Source organism: Mycobacterium sp. NGS35 (assembly GCF_059812855.1).
Genome location: NZ_JCALDL010000011.1, coordinates 61,645 through 81,848, shown reverse-complemented (window position 1 = coordinate 81,848; position 20,204 = coordinate 61,645). Strand labels below are relative to the sequence as shown.

Annotated in this window: 15 protein-coding genes, 1 other RNA gene and 1 pseudogene; 4 read left to right on the top strand and 13 right to left on the bottom strand. The window is 66.8% G+C overall.

The features are described from left to right. Position 1: 1 nt before the first annotated feature. The 5 genes from AC5Y4C_RS17235 to AC5Y4C_RS17215 form a co-directional block, all read right to left on the bottom strand. Positions 2 to 1,399, bottom strand: coding sequence for an NAD(P)-binding protein (locus AC5Y4C_RS17235; protein WP_499963914.1), 1,398 nt, complete (start codon positions 1,397 to 1,399; stop codon positions 2 to 4). Between the two features lie 20 nt (positions 1,400 to 1,419). After that, positions 1,420 to 2,586 carry a zinc-dependent alcohol dehydrogenase gene (locus AC5Y4C_RS17230; protein ID WP_499911565.1) on the bottom strand — a complete coding sequence of 389 codons (1,167 nt, stop codon included), beginning with the start codon at positions 2,584 to 2,586 and terminating at the stop codon, positions 1,420 to 1,422. Positions 2,587 to 2,608: 22 nt separating this feature from the next. Then, entirely contained in the window at positions 2,609 to 3,394 is a 786-nt protein-coding gene (locus AC5Y4C_RS17225; protein WP_499963912.1) for a hypothetical protein, read from the bottom strand. 85 nt (positions 3,395 to 3,479) lie between these two features. Continuing rightward, positions 3,480 to 3,653: a hypothetical protein gene (locus tag AC5Y4C_RS17220; protein ID WP_499914660.1), complete on the bottom strand. Its 174-nt coding sequence runs from the start codon at positions 3,651 to 3,653 to the stop codon at positions 3,480 to 3,482. 325 nt (positions 3,654 to 3,978) lie between these two features. Then, complete coding sequence (locus AC5Y4C_RS17215; protein ID WP_499963910.1) at positions 3,979 to 4,395, bottom strand: cupredoxin domain-containing protein; 417 nt, start codon at positions 4,393 to 4,395, stop codon at positions 3,979 to 3,981. A 73-nt stretch (positions 4,396 to 4,468) separates the two neighbouring features. On the opposite strand from AC5Y4C_RS17215, the gene dtd reads away from it, so the two are divergent. After that, on the top strand, positions 4,469 to 4,903 hold the full coding sequence (gene dtd / locus AC5Y4C_RS17210; protein ID WP_499911555.1) for a D-aminoacyl-tRNA deacylase: 435 nt from the start codon (positions 4,469 to 4,471) through the stop codon (positions 4,901 to 4,903). A gap of 10 nt (positions 4,904 to 4,913) precedes the next feature. Then, the gene (locus AC5Y4C_RS17205) at positions 4,914 to 5,414 is read left to right on the top strand and encodes a DoxX family protein (protein ID WP_499963908.1); all 501 of its coding nucleotides are present in this window, start codon (positions 4,914 to 4,916) and stop codon (positions 5,412 to 5,414) included. Here AC5Y4C_RS17205 and AC5Y4C_RS17200 read toward each other — a convergent pair. The 6 genes from AC5Y4C_RS17200 to AC5Y4C_RS17175 all read right to left on the bottom strand — a co-directional run bounded on the left by AC5Y4C_RS17200 (position 5,411) and on the right by AC5Y4C_RS17175 (position 15,869). Beyond that, positions 5,411 to 8,311, bottom strand: a complete 2,901-nt coding sequence (locus tag AC5Y4C_RS17200) for a bifunctional [glutamine synthetase] adenylyltransferase/[glutamine synthetase]-adenylyl-L-tyrosine phosphorylase (RefSeq protein ID WP_499963978.1) — start codon at positions 8,309 to 8,311, stop codon at positions 5,411 to 5,413. The genes AC5Y4C_RS17205 and AC5Y4C_RS17200 overlap by 4 nt on opposite strands. A gap of 77 nt (positions 8,312 to 8,388) precedes the next feature. Then, entirely contained in the window at positions 8,389 to 9,726 is a 1,338-nt protein-coding gene (locus AC5Y4C_RS17195) for a glutamine synthetase family protein (protein ID WP_499912132.1), read from the bottom strand. Positions 9,727 to 9,771: 45 nt separating this feature from the next. After that, positions 9,772 to 11,298, bottom strand: coding sequence for an alpha/beta hydrolase (locus AC5Y4C_RS17190; RefSeq protein ID WP_499912130.1), 1,527 nt, complete (start codon positions 11,296 to 11,298; stop codon positions 9,772 to 9,774). A 77-nt stretch (positions 11,299 to 11,375) separates the two neighbouring features. Further along, positions 11,376 to 12,884 (bottom strand): alpha/beta hydrolase, encoded by a 1,509-nt coding sequence (locus AC5Y4C_RS17185; RefSeq protein ID WP_499963906.1) that lies wholly within the window; start codon positions 12,882 to 12,884, stop codon positions 11,376 to 11,378. 4 nt (positions 12,885 to 12,888) lie between these two features. Further along, entirely contained in the window at positions 12,889 to 14,430 is a 1,542-nt protein-coding gene (locus AC5Y4C_RS17180) for an alpha/beta hydrolase (protein ID WP_499963904.1), read from the bottom strand. Between the two features lie 47 nt (positions 14,431 to 14,477). Beyond that, positions 14,478 to 15,869, bottom strand: a complete 1,392-nt coding sequence (locus AC5Y4C_RS17175) for a WS/DGAT/MGAT family O-acyltransferase (protein WP_499963902.1) — start codon at positions 15,867 to 15,869, stop codon at positions 14,478 to 14,480. 154 nt (positions 15,870 to 16,023) lie between these two features. Here AC5Y4C_RS17175 and panB point away from each other — a divergent pair, with 154 nt between their 5' ends. Continuing rightward, entirely contained in the window at positions 16,024 to 16,857 is an 834-nt protein-coding gene (panB, locus tag AC5Y4C_RS17170; protein WP_499963900.1) for a 3-methyl-2-oxobutanoate hydroxymethyltransferase, read from the top strand. Between the two features lie 21 nt (positions 16,858 to 16,878). Further along, positions 16,879 to 18,387, top strand: coding sequence for a CYTH and CHAD domain-containing protein (locus AC5Y4C_RS17165; RefSeq protein WP_499912151.1), 1,509 nt, complete (start codon positions 16,879 to 16,881; stop codon positions 18,385 to 18,387). A gap of 1 nt (position 18,388) precedes the next feature. On the opposite strand, the gene rnpB is transcribed toward AC5Y4C_RS17165, so the two are convergent. Both rnpB and AC5Y4C_RS17155 read right to left on the bottom strand, forming a co-directional pair. Continuing rightward, positions 18,389 to 18,791, bottom strand: an RNA gene (rnpB, locus tag AC5Y4C_RS17160) — RNase P RNA component class A. A gap of 44 nt (positions 18,792 to 18,835) precedes the next feature. After that, positions 18,836 to 20,196 (bottom strand): annotated as a pseudogene (locus tag AC5Y4C_RS17155) (HNH endonuclease signature motif containing protein). Between the last annotated feature and the right edge of the window lie 8 nt (positions 20,197 to 20,204).

Sequence of the window (20,204 nt, the reverse complement as noted above, 5' to 3'; positions counted from 1 at the left end):
GTCAGCGCGCCGCCGCCGCGCTGTGCATCAGTTCTGCCAGCCGGCGGTTGCTGGCCTGCAACGTCGTTCGAATGAGCCCGATGGCTTTTTCCCGAACACGCGGTTTGTCCGGCAGGTCGGGGAACAACCCCTGCAGGACGTTGAGCCGGGCGGTTTCCAGCCACTCGGTCAGCGCGCTGTCCTGCAGCCAGCGCAACTGATTCTCGTTGTCGGACATGGTGATTCGCAGCCAATCGATCGGCTCGTCGGGGTGCGGAATGGGCTCGCACAACGCGTTGCGTGAGTCGTCGTCGGGATATGCCGCCTCGACATGCGCGATCAGCGCCGAACTGAACACCTGCTGACAGCCGCGAACACTCTGCAGGGTGATCCGGTCGCCGTCGAACACCGGCACTGACGGCGGCCGGGGCAGCCCGCCCGTCGTGCAGTCCACGTACAGCGTCCGCGGCGCCGGCAGGGTGCCGTGCTCGAGGACCAGCGCATCATGTTGCACCTGTTGCACGTGACCGAGGCGCACCACGTCGTCGATCCGGCGCAGCTGCTCGAGTTCGGCGAGCGAGACGATGGCGCAGTGGTACATGGTCGGCCACACCGAGGGGTCGAACCGCAGCAGAACTTGGGCGTCTTCGAGCCGCGCGAACAGGTCCTCGATCGATGTCGCGGCGGAGATCGCTTGCATGCGCGCCGCGATGCTGGCCTTCAGCTGGTCGGTGAACAAAGGCCCGGGTTGCACGTTGGCACGGTTGAGCAGCCAGGAATCGCGCGGCATGATCCAGCGCAGCCGGTCGGCCGACACGCCGTTGCGCATCAGCCACAGGCACGCGTCCATTCCGGTCTTGCCGGCACCGACGATCGTGTAGTGGTCGTGCCGGGGTGCCAGCCGAGGCAGCTCGTTGGGAGGTACCACGTCGACGCCGTCGGCGACCGGAAACGGGACCTCCCTCATCGCCGGCACGATTGTCTCCAGGTAGTTGGCGATCACGAGCCGACGGCTCACGTTCACCGCATGCTCGGCGCCGTCAAGTGTGCGAAAGCGGTTGTCTCTCAAGTATTCCGCCATCGGGAAGTAGGCGAGCCGCCCCGTCGGAAGCAGGTGCTGACGCATCACGCGCTCGTAGTAGGCGCACACCTCGCTGCCGGTCGCGAGCTCGTAGAAGCCCGCGTTCCAGCCGCTTTCGTCGATGCGGTCGGTGCCCAACGCGCACGAGTTGACGCCGTAATACGCCGACGGCTGATGCAGCCGCACGAACGGGTAGACCGAGGTCCAGTGGCCGCCTGGCTGATGACCTCGGTCGACCAGGACGACGGTCGCGTCGGTCTCGGCCAGCAGCGTGTCGACGAACGCCATCCCCATGGCGCCCGCCCCCACGACAAGGTAATCGGTCTGGGTCGCGGTCATGATTGCGCCCACGCTACGCACTAGGGCCGTAGCGCCACGCGGATGCAGCCGTCTTTCTTGTTCTTGAACATGTCGTAGGCGCGAACACCGTCGTCCAGCGGCATGTCATGGGTGATCAGCACCGACGGATCCAGGTCGCCTTGCTGCACATAGTCGAAGAATTGGGCGATGTAGCGCTGCCCGTGCTGCTGGGCCGATTTCAGCGTCAGCCCTTTGTTGGTGACGATTCCCATCGGGAACTTGTCGGTCAGCCCGTAGATGCCGAGGACGGCGACGGTGCCGCCCTTGCCGCAGGCGTGGATTGCCTGCCGCAACGCGCTGGCCCGGTCGGTCTCCATTCTCAACATCTGCTTGGCCCGGTCGTAAAGCTGCTGAAGGCCGGTGCCGTGCCCCTCCATGCCGACAGCGTCGATGCAGGCGTCGGGCCCACGGCCGCCGGTGCTGTCGCGCAGCGCTTCTTGCACACTGTCGACCGCGGCGTAGTCGATGGTTTCGGCGCCCAGCCTCTGCGCCAGGGTGAGTCGTTCTGGTATCCGGTCGATGACGATCACCCGATCGGCGCCGGACAGCAGCGCGCTGCGTGCGGCCATGAGCCCGACGCCGCCTGCTCCCCACACCGCGACGGTGTCGCCCGCACTGATGTCGCAGAAGTCGGCGCCCATGTAGCCGGTTGGCACGGCGTCGGACATGAAAAGTGCCTGCTCGTCGGTCACATAGTCGGGAATCGCGAAGCAGTTCGCGTCCCCGAACGGCACCCGGATGTACTCGGCGTGCGAGCCGGCGTAGCCGCCGAACGGATGCGTATAGCCGTACACGCCCCCACAGGGATAGCCCAGGATCGGTTGCAGCAGTTCGGCATTCGGGTTGCTGGTGTCGCACAGCGAATACAGGCCTCGCTCGCAGTACGTGCAATGGTTGCAGGCGACGAACGACGGCACCACCACGCGGTCACCGACGTGGGTCTTGCTCACTTCCCGCCCGACTTCCACCACCTCACCCATGAACTCGTGGCCGAACACATCGCCCTCACGCATGCCCGGCAGATAGCCGTCGATGAAATGAAGATCCGAACCGCACGTGGTGGTCAGTCGAACCCGCACGATGACGTCGTGAGGGTTGATGATCGTCGGGTCGTCAACCGTCTCGACCGACAGGTCGTTCACACCGTTCCAACAAAGCGCTCGCATCAGCGTTCCTCCCTGGGTCCTGTTATCGCGCCGACGGGCGTGCGCTTGGGTTGTGCTTGAGCGTAGGAATCTCTCCGGTCTGCAGCAGCGCCCGCGCGCGGTAGAGGGCCTTGAAGGCCAAAGCGCTCGAAAGGAACCCGGGCGCAGGGCTTTTCACCCGCAAGGTGACCTCGGTGCCTCGGTCGTGAGGCGCGGCACTGAAATCGAGGATCAACTCGTTACCGGTGCCTTGCGCGCCCGCGTCGACGAAACGCATGCGGCCGTCGTCGTCGACCAGGAGGCAATCCCACCCGCTGCCGGCCAGCGGCCCGGCGCGGAAGGTCCACCGGAATCGACGATCGCCGGTGGACTCGACGTCGGCAATATCGCCGAGCACCGCTGAGAGACTCGCCGGGTCATGAAAGAAGTCCTTGACTGTCTGCTCCGGGCGCGCAATCGTCACCGCCTGCGATGCGGGGCGGCGGCTCAATGTCGGCACGGCTTTCGCGACGAGCGGCTGTACACGCTCCTTGGCGACGTTCACCGCCGCGTTGACAAGACTCATCGGACGGCTCCTCGCGGTGGTGGATAACATCAAGACCGCAATCCGGTCCGACCTCGTGCGACGGCGTACCCGGCCATGGGCGTTCCTAACCAGTTTCCCGACCGCGGCATCGGGTCGCCCGCCACGGGTGGACGGCCAGCGATTCGAATTCCGCTTCAGCCCGCCGTATCGAGCCGCCGCGCTCGGCCAGCTTCTGATCCGGTTCGGGTGTTTGACCATGGACCACCGGTTCAGTGTCTGGATCCGTTCGGGCGGCTGCGTCATCCGGCGGTCACCGTCACCGTCGAGGACTGTGACGGGCTGGTGGCAGCCGCACTGAACTGATTCAGCTGCCCCGCTCAGAGCTGGCTCAGCGCTGCGCGGCCGCCGCCGGCTCGGCCCGCTTTGTGGTGCCGAACCAGCTCAGGAAGTGGCGGCAGATGCACTGGTGGTGATGAGACATCTCTTGGCACTTGCCCTGTGAGTCGGCGTGCGCCTCTATCGCGTGACCGCAGTTCTTGCAGTACTCGGTTGCCTCGGTCATGGTCACCCCCTCCTCGCATCGCTGAGTTCTTTTCCCCGACAACGCTTTCGCCGTCGATGTGATTCCCGACACATCGACGCTTTCACCGCGCCGACGGCGAGGTCGACCACACCCCAAGCCGCTAGGCGACTGGTCTTATTGCAGCACAACCACATTGGTGAACCGGCTGACCTGGGCGGCTTCCGAACGGGGTCCGCCCGCACCATGACAGACGGCGAACCGCCGGGGGCCTCGCCGCCGGCGCTGACGTGCGCCACCACGGCGTGCAGCGCCGAGCACGCGCTGAGGACAGCTCCGCGCGGGTAGCCCGCCCGCGCAGCGCGAACTAGCGGACGTTGATCGTGGCGACGACGACGTTGAGGTGGTGCAGCTCGACTTCCACCCGGCCGGGCACGTCGACAGTGAACGTGAACGTCTGGTTGGGTGCCGCAGCCACCTCGAACGCGTGGTCCGGCACGGAATGCACATGCAGTTCGTCGGCGGCGTCACTGGTGACGTGGAACGTGATCGGCTCTCCCGCTTTTGCGTCGAACGAGGCGTTGCGTGGATTCGCGACGCCGTCGGCAACGGTCAGGTCGACGACCAAACCCGCCGGCTTCGACGGTTGAGAGCTTGCCGCCGGCGATGTCGTCGGCGATGTCGTCGACGTTGTCGACGGTGAACCCGGTTTCGAACCGCCACAAGCGACGGCTCCGAACGCAATCACCGCAACAGCGACAACCGAGGCCAGCCGAGACGTCATCGAGGTCCTTCCAGGTAGCGGTGTCTGCGTAGCGTAGGCGATCGCGGTGACGGGTCTGGTATTCAGTACCACCATGCGCGTTCTCGTACAGCGGGTCGCGTCGGCCAGCGTCTCGGTCGGCGGCGAGGTCGTCGGACAGATCCGCCCGGATGGGCAAGGCCTGCTGGCGCTTGTCGGTGTCACCCACAGCGATACGCAACAGACAGCGCAGCGGTTGGCCGAAAAGCTCTGGCAGTTGCGCATCCTCGACGACGAGCGATCCGCGGCAGACGTGAACGCACCGATCTTGGTGGTCAGCCAGTTCACGCTGTATGCCAACACCGAGAAGGGCCGCCGGCCGTCATGGAACGCTGCGGCACCGCGCTCCGTGGCGGAGCCGTTGGTCGACGCGTTCGCCGATGCCCTGCGCGAACTCGGCGCCACGGTTCAAACCGGCGTGTTCGGAGCGCACATGGACGTCGCACTCGTGAACGACGGACCCGTGACGGTCATGCTCGAACTCGCGTAATCTCTGCGCCATGACGTCACCGAATCTGGATGCCAGGCTCAACGTCCATTCACCCAAGATCATCAGCCTCTTCAGAATCATCATCGGCTTACTGTTCACCCTGCACGGGTCGATGATCCTGTTCGGGTGGCCGCTCTCGATGAAGATGCCCGTCGGTACCTGGCCGGGCTGGTGGGCCGGTCTCATCGAGTTCGTCACCGGGCTCTTGGTGCTCGTCGGATTGTTCACGCGCCCAGCCGCTTTCCTGGCATCGGGCACGATGGCGGTGGCTTACTTCTGGCAGCACTGGCCGTTCAACGAAGGGCCGAAGGTGTTCTGGCCCTTCGACCAACGCATCGGCGGCAATAACGGCGAGTTGGCGATCATCTTCTGCTTTTCGTTCCTTCTCATCCTGTTCATCGGCCCGGGCCCGTACGCCGTCGACACGATGCGCCGCCGGCGCGTGGTCGCAGGCACCGCGGCGCCCGTCGGCCAGCGGCGACCGAGCTTGCTCGCCAGGTTCCGGCGCTAACTGCCGAAGACCTTGCGCACCACCGCTTTTGCGCGGCGGGTCACGCGCAGATAGTGGTCCAGAAAAGCACTGCCGTCCGGAGTGGGCCATCCCGCCGCAACAGCCACCGCGTTGAGCAGTCGACCGGGGCCGGGTAACTGGTCGCTCGGCTTGCCCCGCACCAGCACCAGCGCGTTGCGGGCTCGCGTCGCAGTCAGCCATGCCTCTCGGAGCATGTCGACGTCGCTTGACGGGATCAGCTCGGCCGCGCCGATTGCGTCGAGCGTCTCCAGCGTCGAAGTGTTGTGCAGCTCAGGCAGTTTGTGCCCGTGACGCAGTTGAAGCAGCTGCACCGTCCACTCGATGTCGGTGAGCCCGCCGCGGCCGAGTTTGGTGTGGGTGTTCGGGTCGGCGCCGCGCGGCAGCCGCTCCGCGTCCACCCGGGCCTTGATGCGGCGGATCTCCCGGACCGCTTGCGGCGATACACCATCCGGGGGGTAGCGCGTCTTGTCGGCCATCACCAGGAACCGCCGGCCCAGGTCGTGGTCGCCGGCCACGTGATGCGCCCGCAGCAGTGCCTGGATCTCCCACGGCTGCGCCCACTGCGCGTAATACGCCGCATAGGAATTCAGCGTGCGCACCAGCGGGCCGCTGCGGCCCTCCGGTCGCAGCCCGGTGTCCACCTCGAGCGGCGGGTCGATGCTCGGCGTGCCCAGCAGCGCGCGAACCTGTTCAGCGATCGTCGTGGACCACCGCACCGCCGTCGATTCCTGGGCGCCGCCGACCGGTTCGCAGACGAACATCACGTCGGCGTCGGAGCCGTAACCGAGCTCGTGGCCGCCGAGCCTACCCATGCCGATCACCGCCACCCGCGCGGGCGGCTCACCGCTTTGCGGGGTGTTGAAGCGGGTGACCGCGTCCAGCGCCGACTGCAGCACCGCCACCCACACCGACGTCAGCGCCGCGCAGACTTCCCGCACGTCGAGCAGGCCAAGCAGATCCGCCGACGCGATCCGGGCCAGCTCGCGCCGGCGCAGACTACGCGCTGCCGCAATCGCTTTCACCGGGTCTGCATGCCGGGACGCCGCCGCGAGCAGCGAGCGGGCCACCTGATCGGGCTCGACGTCGAGCAGCTTCGGGCCGGCCGGACCGTCGGCGTACGACTGGATCACTTCCGGAGCGCGCATCAACAACTCCGGCACATAAGCCGACGTGCCGAGCACGTGCATCAGCCGCTTGGCCACCGCGCCCTCGTCGCGCAGCGTCGCCAAGAACCACCGCTGATCCGAAAGCGCTTCGGAGAGTTTGCGATACGCCAACAGGCCGCTGTCGGGGTCTGGCGTGTCGGAAAGCCAGTCGAGCAGGGTGGGCAGCAGCACGGACTGCACGCGTCCGCGCCTTCCGCTGGAACCGGTCAACGCCGCCAGGTGCGTCAGCGCATTCTGCGGTGCCTGATAGCCCAGCGCGGCGATCTGCCGCTCGGCGGCCTCGGCGCTCAACCCGAGCGAGAGTTCCGGGCCGACGGATTCCAGCAGCGGCTGGTAGAACAGCTTGGCGTGCAGTCGCGACACCCGCATGTTCTGCCGCTTGAGTTCCTCGCGCAGCACACCGAGTGCGTCGTGGCGGCCGTCGGGCCGCATGTGCGCGGCGCGGGCCAGCCAGCGCATCGCCTCGTCGTCGTCGAACCGGGGCAACATGTGGGTGCGCTTGAGCCGCTGCAGTTGAAGCCGATGCTCGAGCAGTCGCAGAAACTCGTAGGACGCAGTCAGATTCGCCGCGTCGTCGCGGCCGACGTAACCGCCGGCGCCCAATGCGGCCAGCGCGTCGACCGTGGACGACACGTGCAAACTCTCGTCGTTGCGACCGTGCACCAGTTGCAGCAGCTGCACCGCGAACTCGACGTCGCGCAGGCCGCCGGTACCGAGCTTGAGTTCGCGGTCGCGCACGTCGGCGGGCACGAGTTCCTCGACGCGCCGCCGCATGGCTTGCACTTCGGCGACGAAATCCTCACGCTCGCAAGCGGTCCAGACCATCGGCATCAGTGCGGCCATGTACTGCTCGCCGAGCTCGGCGTCACCCGCCGCCGGGCGTGCCTTCAGCAGAGCCTGGAATTCCCAGGTCTTGGCCCACCGCTTGTAATAGGTGACATGCGAATCGAGCGTGCGGACCAGCGCGCCGTGCCGTCCCTCCGGGCGCAGCGCGGCGTCCACTTCGAAGAACGTCTCCGACGCCAGTCGCATCATCTCTCCCGCGACCCGCGTCTCGGTTGAGTCGGCCTTCTCGCCGACGAAGATCACGTCGACGTCGCTGACGTAATTCAGTTCGCGCGCACCGCATTTGCCCATCGCGATCACCGCCAGGCGGGGCCGGTGGGCGTCGTCCTGACACACCCGCAGCGTGGCCACTTCCAGGGCGGCGGCCAGCGCGGCGTCGGCGAGGTCGGACAGGTGGGCACCGATGGTCGCGAACGGCAGCACCGGTTCGTTCTCCACCGTCGCCGCGACGTCGAGCGCGGCGAGCACCATGAGCCGGTTGCGATACAACGTGCGCAACTCGGAAAGCGTTTCCTCCCTGAATGTTTCGCGCGCCACCCCCAAGAACCGGTCGCGCAGTTCGGCGGCGGACGGAAGTGTCACGTTGCCCGACAGCAGCCGCCAGGCCTGTGGGTTGGCCACCAGGTGATCGCCCAGGGCCAGCGACGAGCCCAGCAACGCGAACAGTCGGCCTCGCAGCGACCGGTCTTCGAGCAGCGCGAGGTGGAGTTGGTCGTATTCGGATCCGAGCGCGTCGGCCAGCCGCACCATCGTGCGCAGGGCGGCGTCGGCGTCCGGGGCGCGCGACAGCGACCAGAGCAGCTCGACGTGGTCCTCGGTGGTCCAGCCGAGCCGAGCCAGATCGTCGTGCGCGCGCTCCGCCATCAGACCAAGCCGACCGGGACTGGGCAGCTTCGGCCGCTGGGTCGCTGGTCTGGTCACGCTCCCGACCCTACCGAGCGTTACAGCGACAAGTAGGTCTTGAGCTCGTACGGCGTCACTTGGCGGCGGTAGTTCTCCCACTCCGCACGCTTGTTGCGCAGGAAGAAGTCAAACACGTGCTCGCCCAACGCTTCCGCCACCAGCTCAGAATTCTCCATCTCGGAAAGCGCAACGCCGAGACTGCCCGGCAACTCCTTGTAGCCCATCGCGCTGCGTTCTTCGGGCGTCAGGCTCCAGACGTTGTCCTCGGCTTGCGGTCCGAGCGCGTAGCCCTTCTCCACTCCGCGCAGACCGGCGGCCAGCAGCACGGCGAAAGTCAGGTACGGGTTGCACGCCGAGTCGGGGCTGCGCACCTCGATGCGCCGCGACGACGTCTTGCGGGGGCTGTACATCGGAACCCGCACCAGCGCCGACCGGTTGGCCGCGCCCCAGCACGCCGCCGTCGGCGCCTCTCCGCCCACCACGAGCCGCTTGTAGGAGTTCACCCACTGGTTGGTCACGGCGCTGATCTCGGTGGCGTGCTCGAGGATGCCGGCGATGAACGACTTGGCGACGTCGGACAGTTGCAGAGGGTCGTCAGGGCTGTGGAACGCGTTGACCTCGCCCTCGAACAAGCTCATGTGCGTGTGCATGGCCGAGCCGGGATATTCGCCGAACGGCTTGGGCATGAACGTCGCCCGCACGCCCTCGTTGATCGCGACTTCCTTGACCAGGTAGCGGAAGGTCATCACGTTGTCGGCCATTGACAGCGCGTCGGCGTAGCGCAGGTCGATCTCCTGCTGGCCCGGCGCGCCTTCGTGATGGCTGAATTCCACTGAAATGCCCATGGATTCGAGCGACTCGATCACGTGGCGGCGGAAGTTCGGCGCGGCCTCGTGGACGGCCTGGTCGAAGTAGCCGTCGGTGTCGGCGGGTTCGGGCGGGGCGCCGTCGTCGAGGCTCTTGAGCAAGAAGAACTCGATCTCGGGATGCACGTAGCAGGAGAACCCGAGATCGCTGGCCTTCGCGAGTTGCCGGCGCAGCACATGGCGAGAGTCGGCCCATGAGGGCGAACCGTCGGGCATCGTGATGTCGCAGAACATCCGCGCCGAGTGGTGCTCGCCTCTGCTGGTGGTCCACGGCAGAACTTGGAACGTCGACGGATCTGGGCGGGCCACGCAATCGGATTCGGACACTCGGGCGAAGCCTTCGATCGCCGAGCCGTCGAAACCGATGCCTTCTTCGAAGGCGCCCTCCAACTCGGCGGGCGCGATCGCCACGGACTTGAGGAATCCGAGCACGTCGGTGAACCACAGCCGCACGAAGCGGATGTCGCGTTCTTCCAGCGTGCGCAGCACGAATTCCTTCTGACGGTCCATGACGGCAGCGTAGGCAGCGGCTGTTAATTCTGTGTTACGCGCGCGCTAGCAGTGTCGATCCCCGGGTGCGGTGAACTCGACCAGATAGTTCACCACTGCTGAGTCGACACACTGCACGCCCTTGAACACGACCGTGTGCTGGGTGCCGTCGAACGTGATCAGCGACGCGCCGAGCTGGCGGGCAAGGTCGACACCGGCCTGATAAGGCGTCGCCGGGTCATGGGTGGTGGAGACGACGACGACCTTGTTCGGGCCGGGCGAGGTCGCCGGCGCGGGCGTGGTGGTCGGCGGCACCGGCCAGAACGCGCACACGTCGCGCGGGGCGTAGCCGGTGAACTGCCCGTAGCTCATGAACGGCGCGACCTGGCGGATGCGCCTGTCGGCCTCCACCCAGGACGCCGAATCCGTGGGCGTCACGTAGTCGACGCACCGGACCGCGGTGAACGCGTCCTGCAGGTTGCTGTACTGACCGGACTTGTTGCGGCCCCAGTAGTCGTCGGCCAGCAGCAGCAGCTCTTCTGCGGCGGTGCCCTGGCCCAGCGCGGCCAGCCCGTTGGCCAGGAACTCCCAGTAGCGCGGCGTGTAGAGCGCGTTGGCTGTACCCGTGATCGCGTCCTGATAGGACAAGCCGCGCGGGTCGAGCGTCGGCCCCGGCCTGGTGGCCAGCGGGTCGACCAGCGCGTGGTAGCGGTCCACCGCCTTGTTCGGATCGCTGCCGAGCGCGCACGCCGTCATCGTCGCGCATTCCGCGGCGAAGTCGTTGAACGCCTGCTGGAAGCTGGCCATCTGGCGGACGTTCTTCTCGACGGCGTCGAGCTTGGGATCCACCGCGCCGTCGAGCACCATCGCACGCACGTTCTGCGGGAATGCCTGCGCGTAGGCGGTGCCGAGTTGAGTGCCGTACGAGTAGCCGAGGTAGTTCAGTTGCGCTTCGCCGAGCGCTTGCCGGACGACGTCCATGTCGCGCGCGACGTTGACGGTGCCGACGTTGGCGAGGAAATCCGCACCCACCCGGTTCAGGCACTGCGCGGCGAGCTGGCGGTAGATGTCCTCGATGTGCGCGACGCCGGCCGGGCTGTAGTCGACCATCGGCTCCCGGCGGTAGGCGTCGAATTCGGCATCGGTGCGGCACCGCACTTCGGGGGTGGAGTGGCCGACGCCGCGCGGATCGAAGCCGACGAGGTCGAAGTGCTGGGTTATCTCGTTGTCGCCGAACGACACGGCCATTCCGGCGACGACGTCGACGGCGGATTGACCGGGCCCGCCCGGGTTGATCATCAGCACGCCGAGCCGCTGACCGCGGGCGGGGACCTTGATCACCGCGAGCTGCGCTTGGGCCCCGCCCGGCTTGCTGTAGTCCACCGGCACAGACACCGTCGCGCAGCGCGCGGTCGGGAGACCGCTGGTGTCGCTCAACCACTGCTGGCAGCTGCCCCAGTTAGGTTGCGGCACAACGGGATTCGTGTTGTCCGCAGGCGGTGCAGCCATTGTCGTCGGCAGGACCGTGACGAACATCGTGAGGAAAGCGAGCGGCGTCAACCAAAAAGGTGTCCGCCGCAACATGGCGATCATGGTCGCATGCCCCCCGTCATCCCTGCCCCGCCAGTGCCCATCGTGGTAGCGAAACGTTACCTAGCCGGCATGGGTGGTCAGCATCGAGCGTCCGGCTTGGGCAGGGTCAGGTCGATCAGATAGCTGGTGACGATGTCGTCGACACAGTTGTCGCCGTAGAACGCGGCCGTGTGCTGGGTGCCTTCGACCGTCAACAGCCCAGCGTGCAGCTGCTGGGCCAAATGCACTCCGTCTTGGTAGGGCGTCGCCGGATCTCCTGTGGTGGACACGACGAGAACCGGCGGCAGGCCGGGCGCGGACACGCTGTGCGGCCGGCTGGTCGGCGGCACCGGCCAGAACGCGCACGTTCCCCTTGGCGCGTCCCCGGTGAAGGTGCCGTAGCTGTCCCACGGCGAGATCACCCGGCGCTGTTCGTCGAAGGAGATCCACGGCGGCGAGTCCGTCGGGAACGGGTTGTCCACACAGGAGATCGCGTTGAACGCATCAGACGAGTTGTCGTAGTGGCCGCTGGGGTCGCGCCCGAGGTATTCGTCGGCGAGCTCGAGCAGGTCGTCAGCCGGCTCCCCGTGGCGCACCGCGCTCAGACCGGATATGAGCTGATCCCACGTGCTCTGCGAGTACAGCGCCGACGTCACACCCGTCAGCGCATCCGAGTAACTGAGTCCGCGCGCATCTTTGGTCTGCGCGGGTTTTTCCACCAGCGGGTCGACGAACGAATGCAGGACGTCGACGGCCTTGGCCGGGTCCGTGCCCAGCGGGCAGTCCGGTGATTTCGCGCAGTCAGCGGCAAAGTCGTTGAACGCCTTCTGAAACGCCTCGGCCTGACGCAGCAGTGAATCCATGGGCAACACCGCCGGATCCACGGCGCCGTCGAGCACCATCGCCCGCACGTGCTGCGGAAAAGCTTGTGCGTATGCGGTTCCCAACTCGGTGCCGTAGGAGAACCCGATGTAGCTGAGCTTGTCGTCGCCCAGCGCCGCGCGCAGGGCGTCAAGATCTTTGGCGGCAGACGCGGTGCCGACGTGAGCCAGGAACTTCTTGCCGGTCTTGTCCAGGCAGCGCCGGACGTACTTTACGGTGTCGTCTTCGATGCGGGCCACACCGGCCGGGCTGTAGTCGACCTGCGGATCGGCGCGCTCTCTGTCGTTTTCGGCGTCGGAGTTGCACCAGACCGCAGGCCGCGACTCGCCGACGCCGCGCGGGTCGAAGCCGACGAAGTCGAAGCGCTCACGCAACGGCCTTGGTACGTCGCGCAGCATCCAGGTGGCGGCTTGCACTCCGGAACCGCCGGGGCCGCCGGGGTTCATCACCAGTGACCCGATCTTGTTGCCGGCGGCCCGGAACCGGATCAGGGCCAGGGTGGCGACGCCGTCCTCGGGGTGCTCGTAGTCGATCGGCACAGCCAACTCGCCGCAGTCGGCGCTGCGCGGAAGGTCGTCGGACGACGGGAAGTTGCACGACTCCCATTGGATGCGCGCACCCAGCGCGGGATGCGCCCGCATGTGGCGCCCGGTGACGACGTGTGTGCACGACGTCACCGCGAGGACAACGGTCAGTGCAGCCGCCGCCCGAGGCGACCGCTTCACCCCGTCAGCACCGCGCCCCGGGCGGCGGAACCGTCAGGTCGATCAGATACCGGGTGACGATTGCGTCGACGCACGGATTGCCTTCCAGCGCAACGGTGTGCTGAGTGCCGTCGAACGTCAGCAGGGAGCCGTGCAGCTGATTGGCCAAGTCGACGCCGGCCTGGTACGGGGTGGCGGGGTCGCCGGTCGTCGAAATCACCAGCGTCGGCGGAAGGTCCCGCACCGAGATCTGATGCGGCTGGCTCGTCGGCGGGACGGGCCAGAACGCGCAGGTGCTCAGCGGGGCGTGGCCGGTGAATTCGCCGTAGTTCATGAACGGGGCGACCTCACGGATCCGGCGGTCCTGCTCGACCACCTTGGCGCGGTCGGTGACCGGTGGCCGGTCGACGCAATTGACCGCTTGGCGTACGTCGGTGGAGTTGGTGTAGTGGCCGTTTTCGTCGCGTCCCATGTACTGGTCGGCCAGTGCGAGCAGCTTGTCACCCTTGCCGTTCTTCAGTTCCTGCAGCGCCGCTGTCAGATTCGGCCACAGCGTCGGCGAGTACAGCGGCAGGATGGTGCCGACGATCGCGTCGGGATAGGACAGCCCTCGCGGATCGGCGGTTTCAGCGGGCTTTTCGACCAGCGGGTCCACCAGACTGTGGTAGACCTCGACGGCCTTGTCGGGGTCGGTGCCCAGTGGGCAGTCGGGCGACTTCGCGCAATCGGCGGCGTAGTCGTCGAACGCTTTCTGGAATGCCTCGGCCTGGCGGATGTCTGCTTCCATCGGATCGGCGTTGGGATCGATCGCGCCGTCGAGCACCATCGCGCGCACGTTCTGGGGAAACAGCTCTGCGTACGTCGAACCGATGCGGGTGCCGTACGAATAGCCGAGATAGGTCAGCTTCTGGTCGCCCAGAGCGGCGCGCAGCATGTCGAGGTCTTTGGCGACGTTGACCGTGCCGACGTTGGCCAAGAACTCCTTGCCCATCTTGTCGACGCACCGCTGGACGAATTCCTTGGTGGTCTGCTCGATGTGGGCGACCCCGGCGGGGCTGTAGTCGACTTGCGGGTCGGCGCGGATCCGGTCGTTGTCGGCGTCGGAGTTGCACCACAGTGCCGGTTTGGAGAACGCGACACCCCGTGGGTCGAAGCCGACGAGGTCGAACCGTTCCCGTAGCGGCTGGGGCAGGTTGTGGATCATCGCCAGGGCGGCGTTGACGCCCGACTCGCCCGGTCCGCCGGGGTTGATCACCAGCGAACCGATCTTCTTACCGGTGGCCGGAAACTTCACCAGCGCAAGCGCCGCCGTGTCGCCGTCAGGCTTGGAGTAGTCGATCGGCACACCGAGCTTGCCGCATTGCGCGCTGGCCAGCAGCGCGCTGACGTTCGGGGACGTGAACACGCACTTGTCCCACGAGATCGGCGCACCCACCTTGGGCAGGGCCATCTTGGCGTGGCCATCGACCAGGCGGCTGCAACTGACGGCGAGGACGGCGGCCGCAGCAACCGCGGTCCACATTGTCGCCGTACGAGCGACACCGGCAAGGCGGCGATTTCGGCTCATGGCACCACATGCTGCCATGACGGCGCGCAGATGCGCCGCACCACCGATCAGGGTTTCGCTGCCAGCAATTCCTTGAGCCCGGCATCGAAGCCGTCGGCCAGTTCCCACAGGTCGGGCAGTAACTCGGGGCACGACAGCAGGCCGACGTTGAGCTTGCCGTTCAGCGACATCACCGTGATGTTCAGCCCCGAGCCGTGGAAGATGGGCCCGAGCGGGTACATCGCGGTGATCTCCGCACCGACGAAGTACAGCGGCATCTGTGGCCCGGGCACGTTGGAGATCACCAGGTTGTGCACGGGTCTGCCGTCCGTCAGCCGACTCCTGGTGTAGACGCGCATCGCGATGCCGAACACCGCCGGCGCGGCGAATTCCGTCCAGTCCTGCAGAAGTGAGGCAGCGATGGCCGACGAGTGTTCCTTAGCGGTCGAGTTCGCCGCGGCGATCGCCTTCAGCCGCTCCCCCGGGTCCTCGATGTGCGTTTCGAGCCGCGAGAACATCGCGGACACCTGGTTGCGGCCGGGTCGGTGGGTCTTGCCGCGCACAGACACAGGCACCGTCGCGACCAACGGCTCCTTCGGCAGCTCACCACGTCCTGCGAGAAAATTGCGCAGCACACCGGCGCACAGCGCCATCACCACGTCGTTGAGCTTGACGCCGAACCGGTCTTTGACTGTCTTGAGGTCGTCGAGGTCCAGTTGAGCCCAGGCCACGTTGCGGTGGCCGGTGATCTTCGCATTCCACGGGGTCTTCGGCGCGCTGAACGGCGCCGTCATCGACTGACCGCTGAGCCCGCGCCGCACGGTCTCCACCACGCTGACGGCGGTCAGCGGAAGGACCTTTCCCAGCTGAAGCGGCCGAGTGGCGAACCGCACGAGTCCCGACGCGGCGAGCTCGAGCTGGTTGACGCCGCCGGCCCCCTGTACCCGATCGGGTGGCGACGCGTCGGGCTCGGTGTCGCACAGCACCGACATCAGATTCGCCCCGCTGACGCCGTCGACGGCGGCGTGGTGCACCTTCGTCATCACCGCGAGCCGACCGCCTCGCGTGGGATCGGTTCCGTCGAGTCCCTCGATCACCCACGCCTCCCACAGCGGACGGCTGCGGTCCAGGGGCACCGACGCGATGTGGCCGCAGAAGTCTGCGAGTTCCTTGCGGCCTCCTGGGCTGGGCAAGCCGATGCGGTGAACGTGCCGTTCGAGGTCAAAGTCGTCGTCTTCTGCCCACACGGGGTGGTCGAGGTTGAGCGGGCTGTCGACGACCTTCTCCCGGAACGTCGGCAATCCCCTTATGCGCGTACCGAATTCGTCCTTGAAACGCTCGAAACGGTAGCCGTCCGGGATTGTCGAGGTATCCAATTCCAGGATCGAGCAGACATGCAGTGGCTGCTGCGCCGTCTCGAGGTAAAGGAAGCTGGCGTCGAGTCCGCTGAGCCTTTGCATGTGGCCGATGGTAGGACCGCAACCGACATGTGAGGAAGCCCACTTGAGGTGGTGTGCAGCGGCAATCTGCCGAGTGGCAGACTGTACTGGTCAGCGAACCCGGGGACCCCATGGCGGGCCACGAGGATCGATCCGACGATGTTTAAGGACAACGATGTCTGTTGAGCAGACGGTCTACGGTGCCGCCACGCCCCGCGTCAAAACCCGCGTTCATCACCTGCAGAAAATGAAGGCCGAAGGCCACAAGTGGGCGATGCTCACGGCCTACGACTACTCCACCGCGAGCATCTTCGACGAAGCCGGCATTCCGGTGCTACTGGTCGGCGACTCGGCCGCCAATGTGGTGTACGGCTACGACACCACTGTGCCTATTTCTCTCGACGAGCTGATCCCACTGGTGCGCGGTGTGGTCCGCGGGGCACCGCACGCGTTGGTGGTCGCCGACATGCCGTTCGGCAGCTATGAGGCCGGCCCGCAGCAGGCGTTGGCCAGCGCTGCCCGCTTCATGAAGGAAGCCGGCGCGCATGCGGTCAAGCTGGAAGGCGGCGAGCGGGTGGCCGAACAGATCGCCTGCCTGACCGCGGCCGGCATTCCGGTGATGGCGCACATCGGCTTCACCCCGCAGAGCGTGAACACGCTTGGTGGTTTCCGGGTGCAGGGTCGGGGCGATGCCGCCGAACAAACCATCGCCGACGCGATCGCCGTTGCCGAGGCCGGTGCGTTCTCGGTGGTGATGGAGATGGTGCCCGCCGAGCTGGCCACCCAGATCACCGGCAAGCTCACCATTCCGACGATCGGGATCGGCGCGGGCCCCAACTGCGATGCGCAGGTGCTGGTCTGGCAGGACATGGCCGGGATGACATCCGGCAAGACAGCCCGGTTCGTGAAGCGCTTCGCCGAGGTCGGTGCCGAATTGTCGCGCGCGGCAAGGCAATACGCCGACGAGGTGGCAGCCGGGGTGTTTCCGGCCGAGGAGCACAACTTCTAGCGTTCACCTTGGTGTGGCACGCTGTGCGTGATGGCACCATCGGAAGGCGCCTCCAAGCATCTGGAGGTTGAGCGCAAGTTCGACGTCGTCGACACGACGGTGTCTCCGTCGTTCGAAGGTCTTGCCGCGGTGACGCGGGTGGAGCGAGAGCCTTCACAAAGACTCGACGCCGTCTATTACGACACCCCCGGGCGCGACCTTGCCGCCCACCGCATCACGTTGCGCCGGCGCACCGGCGGCTCCGACGCGGGTTGGCACCTGAAGCTACCCGCCGGGCCCGACTCCCGGACCGAAGTACGAGCACCGCTGGGCGACAGTGACGAGGTTCCGGCCGAGCTGCGCGATGTGGTGTTGGCAATCGTGCGCGACCGTCCGCTCCAGCCGGTCGCGCGGATCACGACAAACCGGACCGTCGAGCATTTGTACGGGGCCGACGGGACACCGCTGGCGGAATTCGCCGACGACGAGGTGACGGCCCAGGCCAACGGCGATGAGTCGCAACAGCACTGGCGCGAGTGGGAGCTCGAGCTGTCGGAGGAGGCGCTGAGCAACGGGGTGGCGGACGGTGCGCTGCTGGACCGGTTGGCCAATCGGTTGCTGGACGCCGGCGCCCAACCGGCGGCCCACGGGTCGAAGCTGGCGCGCGTGTTGGACGGTTCGGCGCCGGAACGGCCCGTGGTGCCTGCAGTCGACGATCCGGTGCACCGCGCGGTGGCCGAGGAGATCGAGAACCTGCTGGTGTGGGATCGCGCGGTGCGCGCCGACGTCTACGACTCGGTGCACCAGATGCGGGTGACTACCCGCAAGATCCGCAGTTTGTTGCAGGCGGCGGAGTCGTCGTTCGGGTTGTCAGGGGACGCGTGGATCCTCGACGAGCTGCGCCAATTGGCGAGCGTGCTGGGCGTGGCGCGGGACGCCGAGGTGCTCGCCGAACGGTACGAGAAGGCGCTCGACGAGCTGCCCGACGAGCTGGTGCGCGGGCCGGTGCGCGAGCGGCTGGTGGAAGGGGCTCGCCGGCGGTACCGGTCGGGATGGCGAAAGTCGGTCGCCGCCATGCGTTCTCAGCGGTACTTCAGGTTGCTCGACGCGCTGGAGGGGCTGGTGGCCGCTGAGCCGCCTCCGCCCGCGGAGGACGAGGAGTCGTCGCCGGATGCGACCATCGAGTCCGGCTACAAGCGGGTGCGTAAGCAGGCCAAGCGCGCCGAGAAGGCTGAGGACGAGCACCGAGACGAGGCGCTGCATCGAATTCGCAAGAGCGCCAAGCGGTTACGGTATACCGCTGCGGCCACCGGGTCGAAGAAGGTGTCCGACGCGGCGAAGAACATCCAATCGCTACTGGGCGACCACCAGGACAGCGTGGTCAGCCGGACGCATCTGGCTCAGCAGGCGCAGGCCGCACACGCCGCCGGTGAGGACACGTTCACCTACGGGGTGCTCTACGAGCGCGAAACCGAGATCGCACGCCGCAGCCGCGAGCAGTTGCGGCCAGCGCTGAAGGCGCTTGCCAAGGCCGTTTCGAAGGCGTTGTAGAGGGACGAGTTGGCCTGTAAGCCGGATTCTGTTCCACACCGTCGCGGCTGACCACGGCGGCGCGGCGGCGACCATCCATCTGGACATCCCGTCGCCGGGTGCCTCAAGCGGCCTACCCGCGTGCTCGGGCGAGCAACCCTCGGACGCACGCGCAGCCGCGGCTTTCGCCACGGCCTTCTTGGCCTTGCTTCGGGTGGGGTTTACCTAGCCATCCCGGTCACCCGGAATGCTGGTGCGCTCTTACCGCACCGTTTCACCCTTACCACCGCAAGCGGTGGCGGTCTGTTTTCTGTGGCACTTTCCCGCGAGTCGCCTCGGGTTGCCGTTAGCAACCACCCTGCTCTGTGAAGTCCGGACTTTCCTCGAGCCGTATTGCTACGACCCGCGGCCGCCCGGCCAACTCGTCCGCCCTATAAACGTACTGGGTCGAGCGAGTAATCCGCGAGCCTCAAAAGGGTGGCGGGTCGTCGTCGGCTTTGGCTTGTCGGCGCTTTTCGAGTTCGGCGAACAGCCATTGCTGGCGCTTGATGAGTTGCTCGTTGATGCGCCGTTCGGCGTCAATACGTTCGCGTCGTTCTTGTGTGCGAGTACGTCGGCGCCGCGGCATCATCAGCGCCCGACCCGGCCCGGCGTCGTCGGCGACGGTTGGCTTGACTGCGAATTCGCCTGTCGGCGTGCCCAATACGGGAAATAACGCCGCACCGTCGGGTGTGGTCGTGTAGGTGCGCCCGGACGGCGCCGTCCAGGTCACCGTGCCGTCAGGTGCTTGCTTGTCGGCCCAACCGCCCGCCCCCACCCAGAACGTTTTCAGCAAGTGATGCGCACGGCACATTAGTTTCAAGTTCGACGGATGCGTCGGACCCGACGGCCACGGAATCGTGTGGTCGACATCGCAGATCACTGCCGGGGCGTCACAACCCGGGAACCGACACGTCAGATCGCGCGCCCGGATGAACGCCGCCAACCCCGCCGAGGGCCGATACCCCGCTTCGGCGGTGGTATTCGGGCCCGGAACCGCCAACGGCTTGAGCCGAGCCTGCGATGCCCACTCGCGCACCACGGCCGCCGGCACCACCCCCCGACCGGGTATGTGGCCGGGGGTATCGGACGTGCCGTCTACGGTGGACTGCTCGGCGAGCACTTGGATCACCACGCTCGCACCGGTGGGCCGGGCGGTCGCGCTGCACTCCTGCGAGCCGCACTCACAGCGCAACCCGTCCAAGCCGGCAGCCATCGCGCCCAGCGCATCGGAGCGGCGTTGATCGGCAGTGCGCGGATCATCCGGGCACACCGTGGCGGCCAACTCATCCAGGCGCGCATCGATGAGGGCTCCGTCGGTGGCGCGAACCTGGGCATACATCGACTCCAACCCGCCCGTCGCCGGCATGAACACCACATGGCGGTCCTCGGGGCGCTCGTGCGGGCGGCGCCGCCCCGCCGGATCCACTCGCTCCACCCACCAATCGATGCGCGCCTCGAGCTTGGGCCCCGACAACCGCATCCAGCCCGGAGCCCGTCGCGCCAGCTCGGCATCTACCCTCGCCATCAACTGCGTGTCGGTGATCAACTGCACCCGGTTGACGATCGTGATCACCATCCGCATGTCGATCGCCCGGTCACGAACACCTTCGCCAGCTGCGGCAGCTTGTCGCGCAACTCAATCGCGTACCGCAATTGCCCGCGCGCTCGGCCGCGGCTGATGCCTAACTCCGCGGCCACCTCTGCGGTCAAGCTTTCATATCCGTCGATCAGCCAGCAGGCGCGGTCGTCGTCATCCTCGGGCGCGCGTCGCACGTACAACTCCCCCATCGCCACCA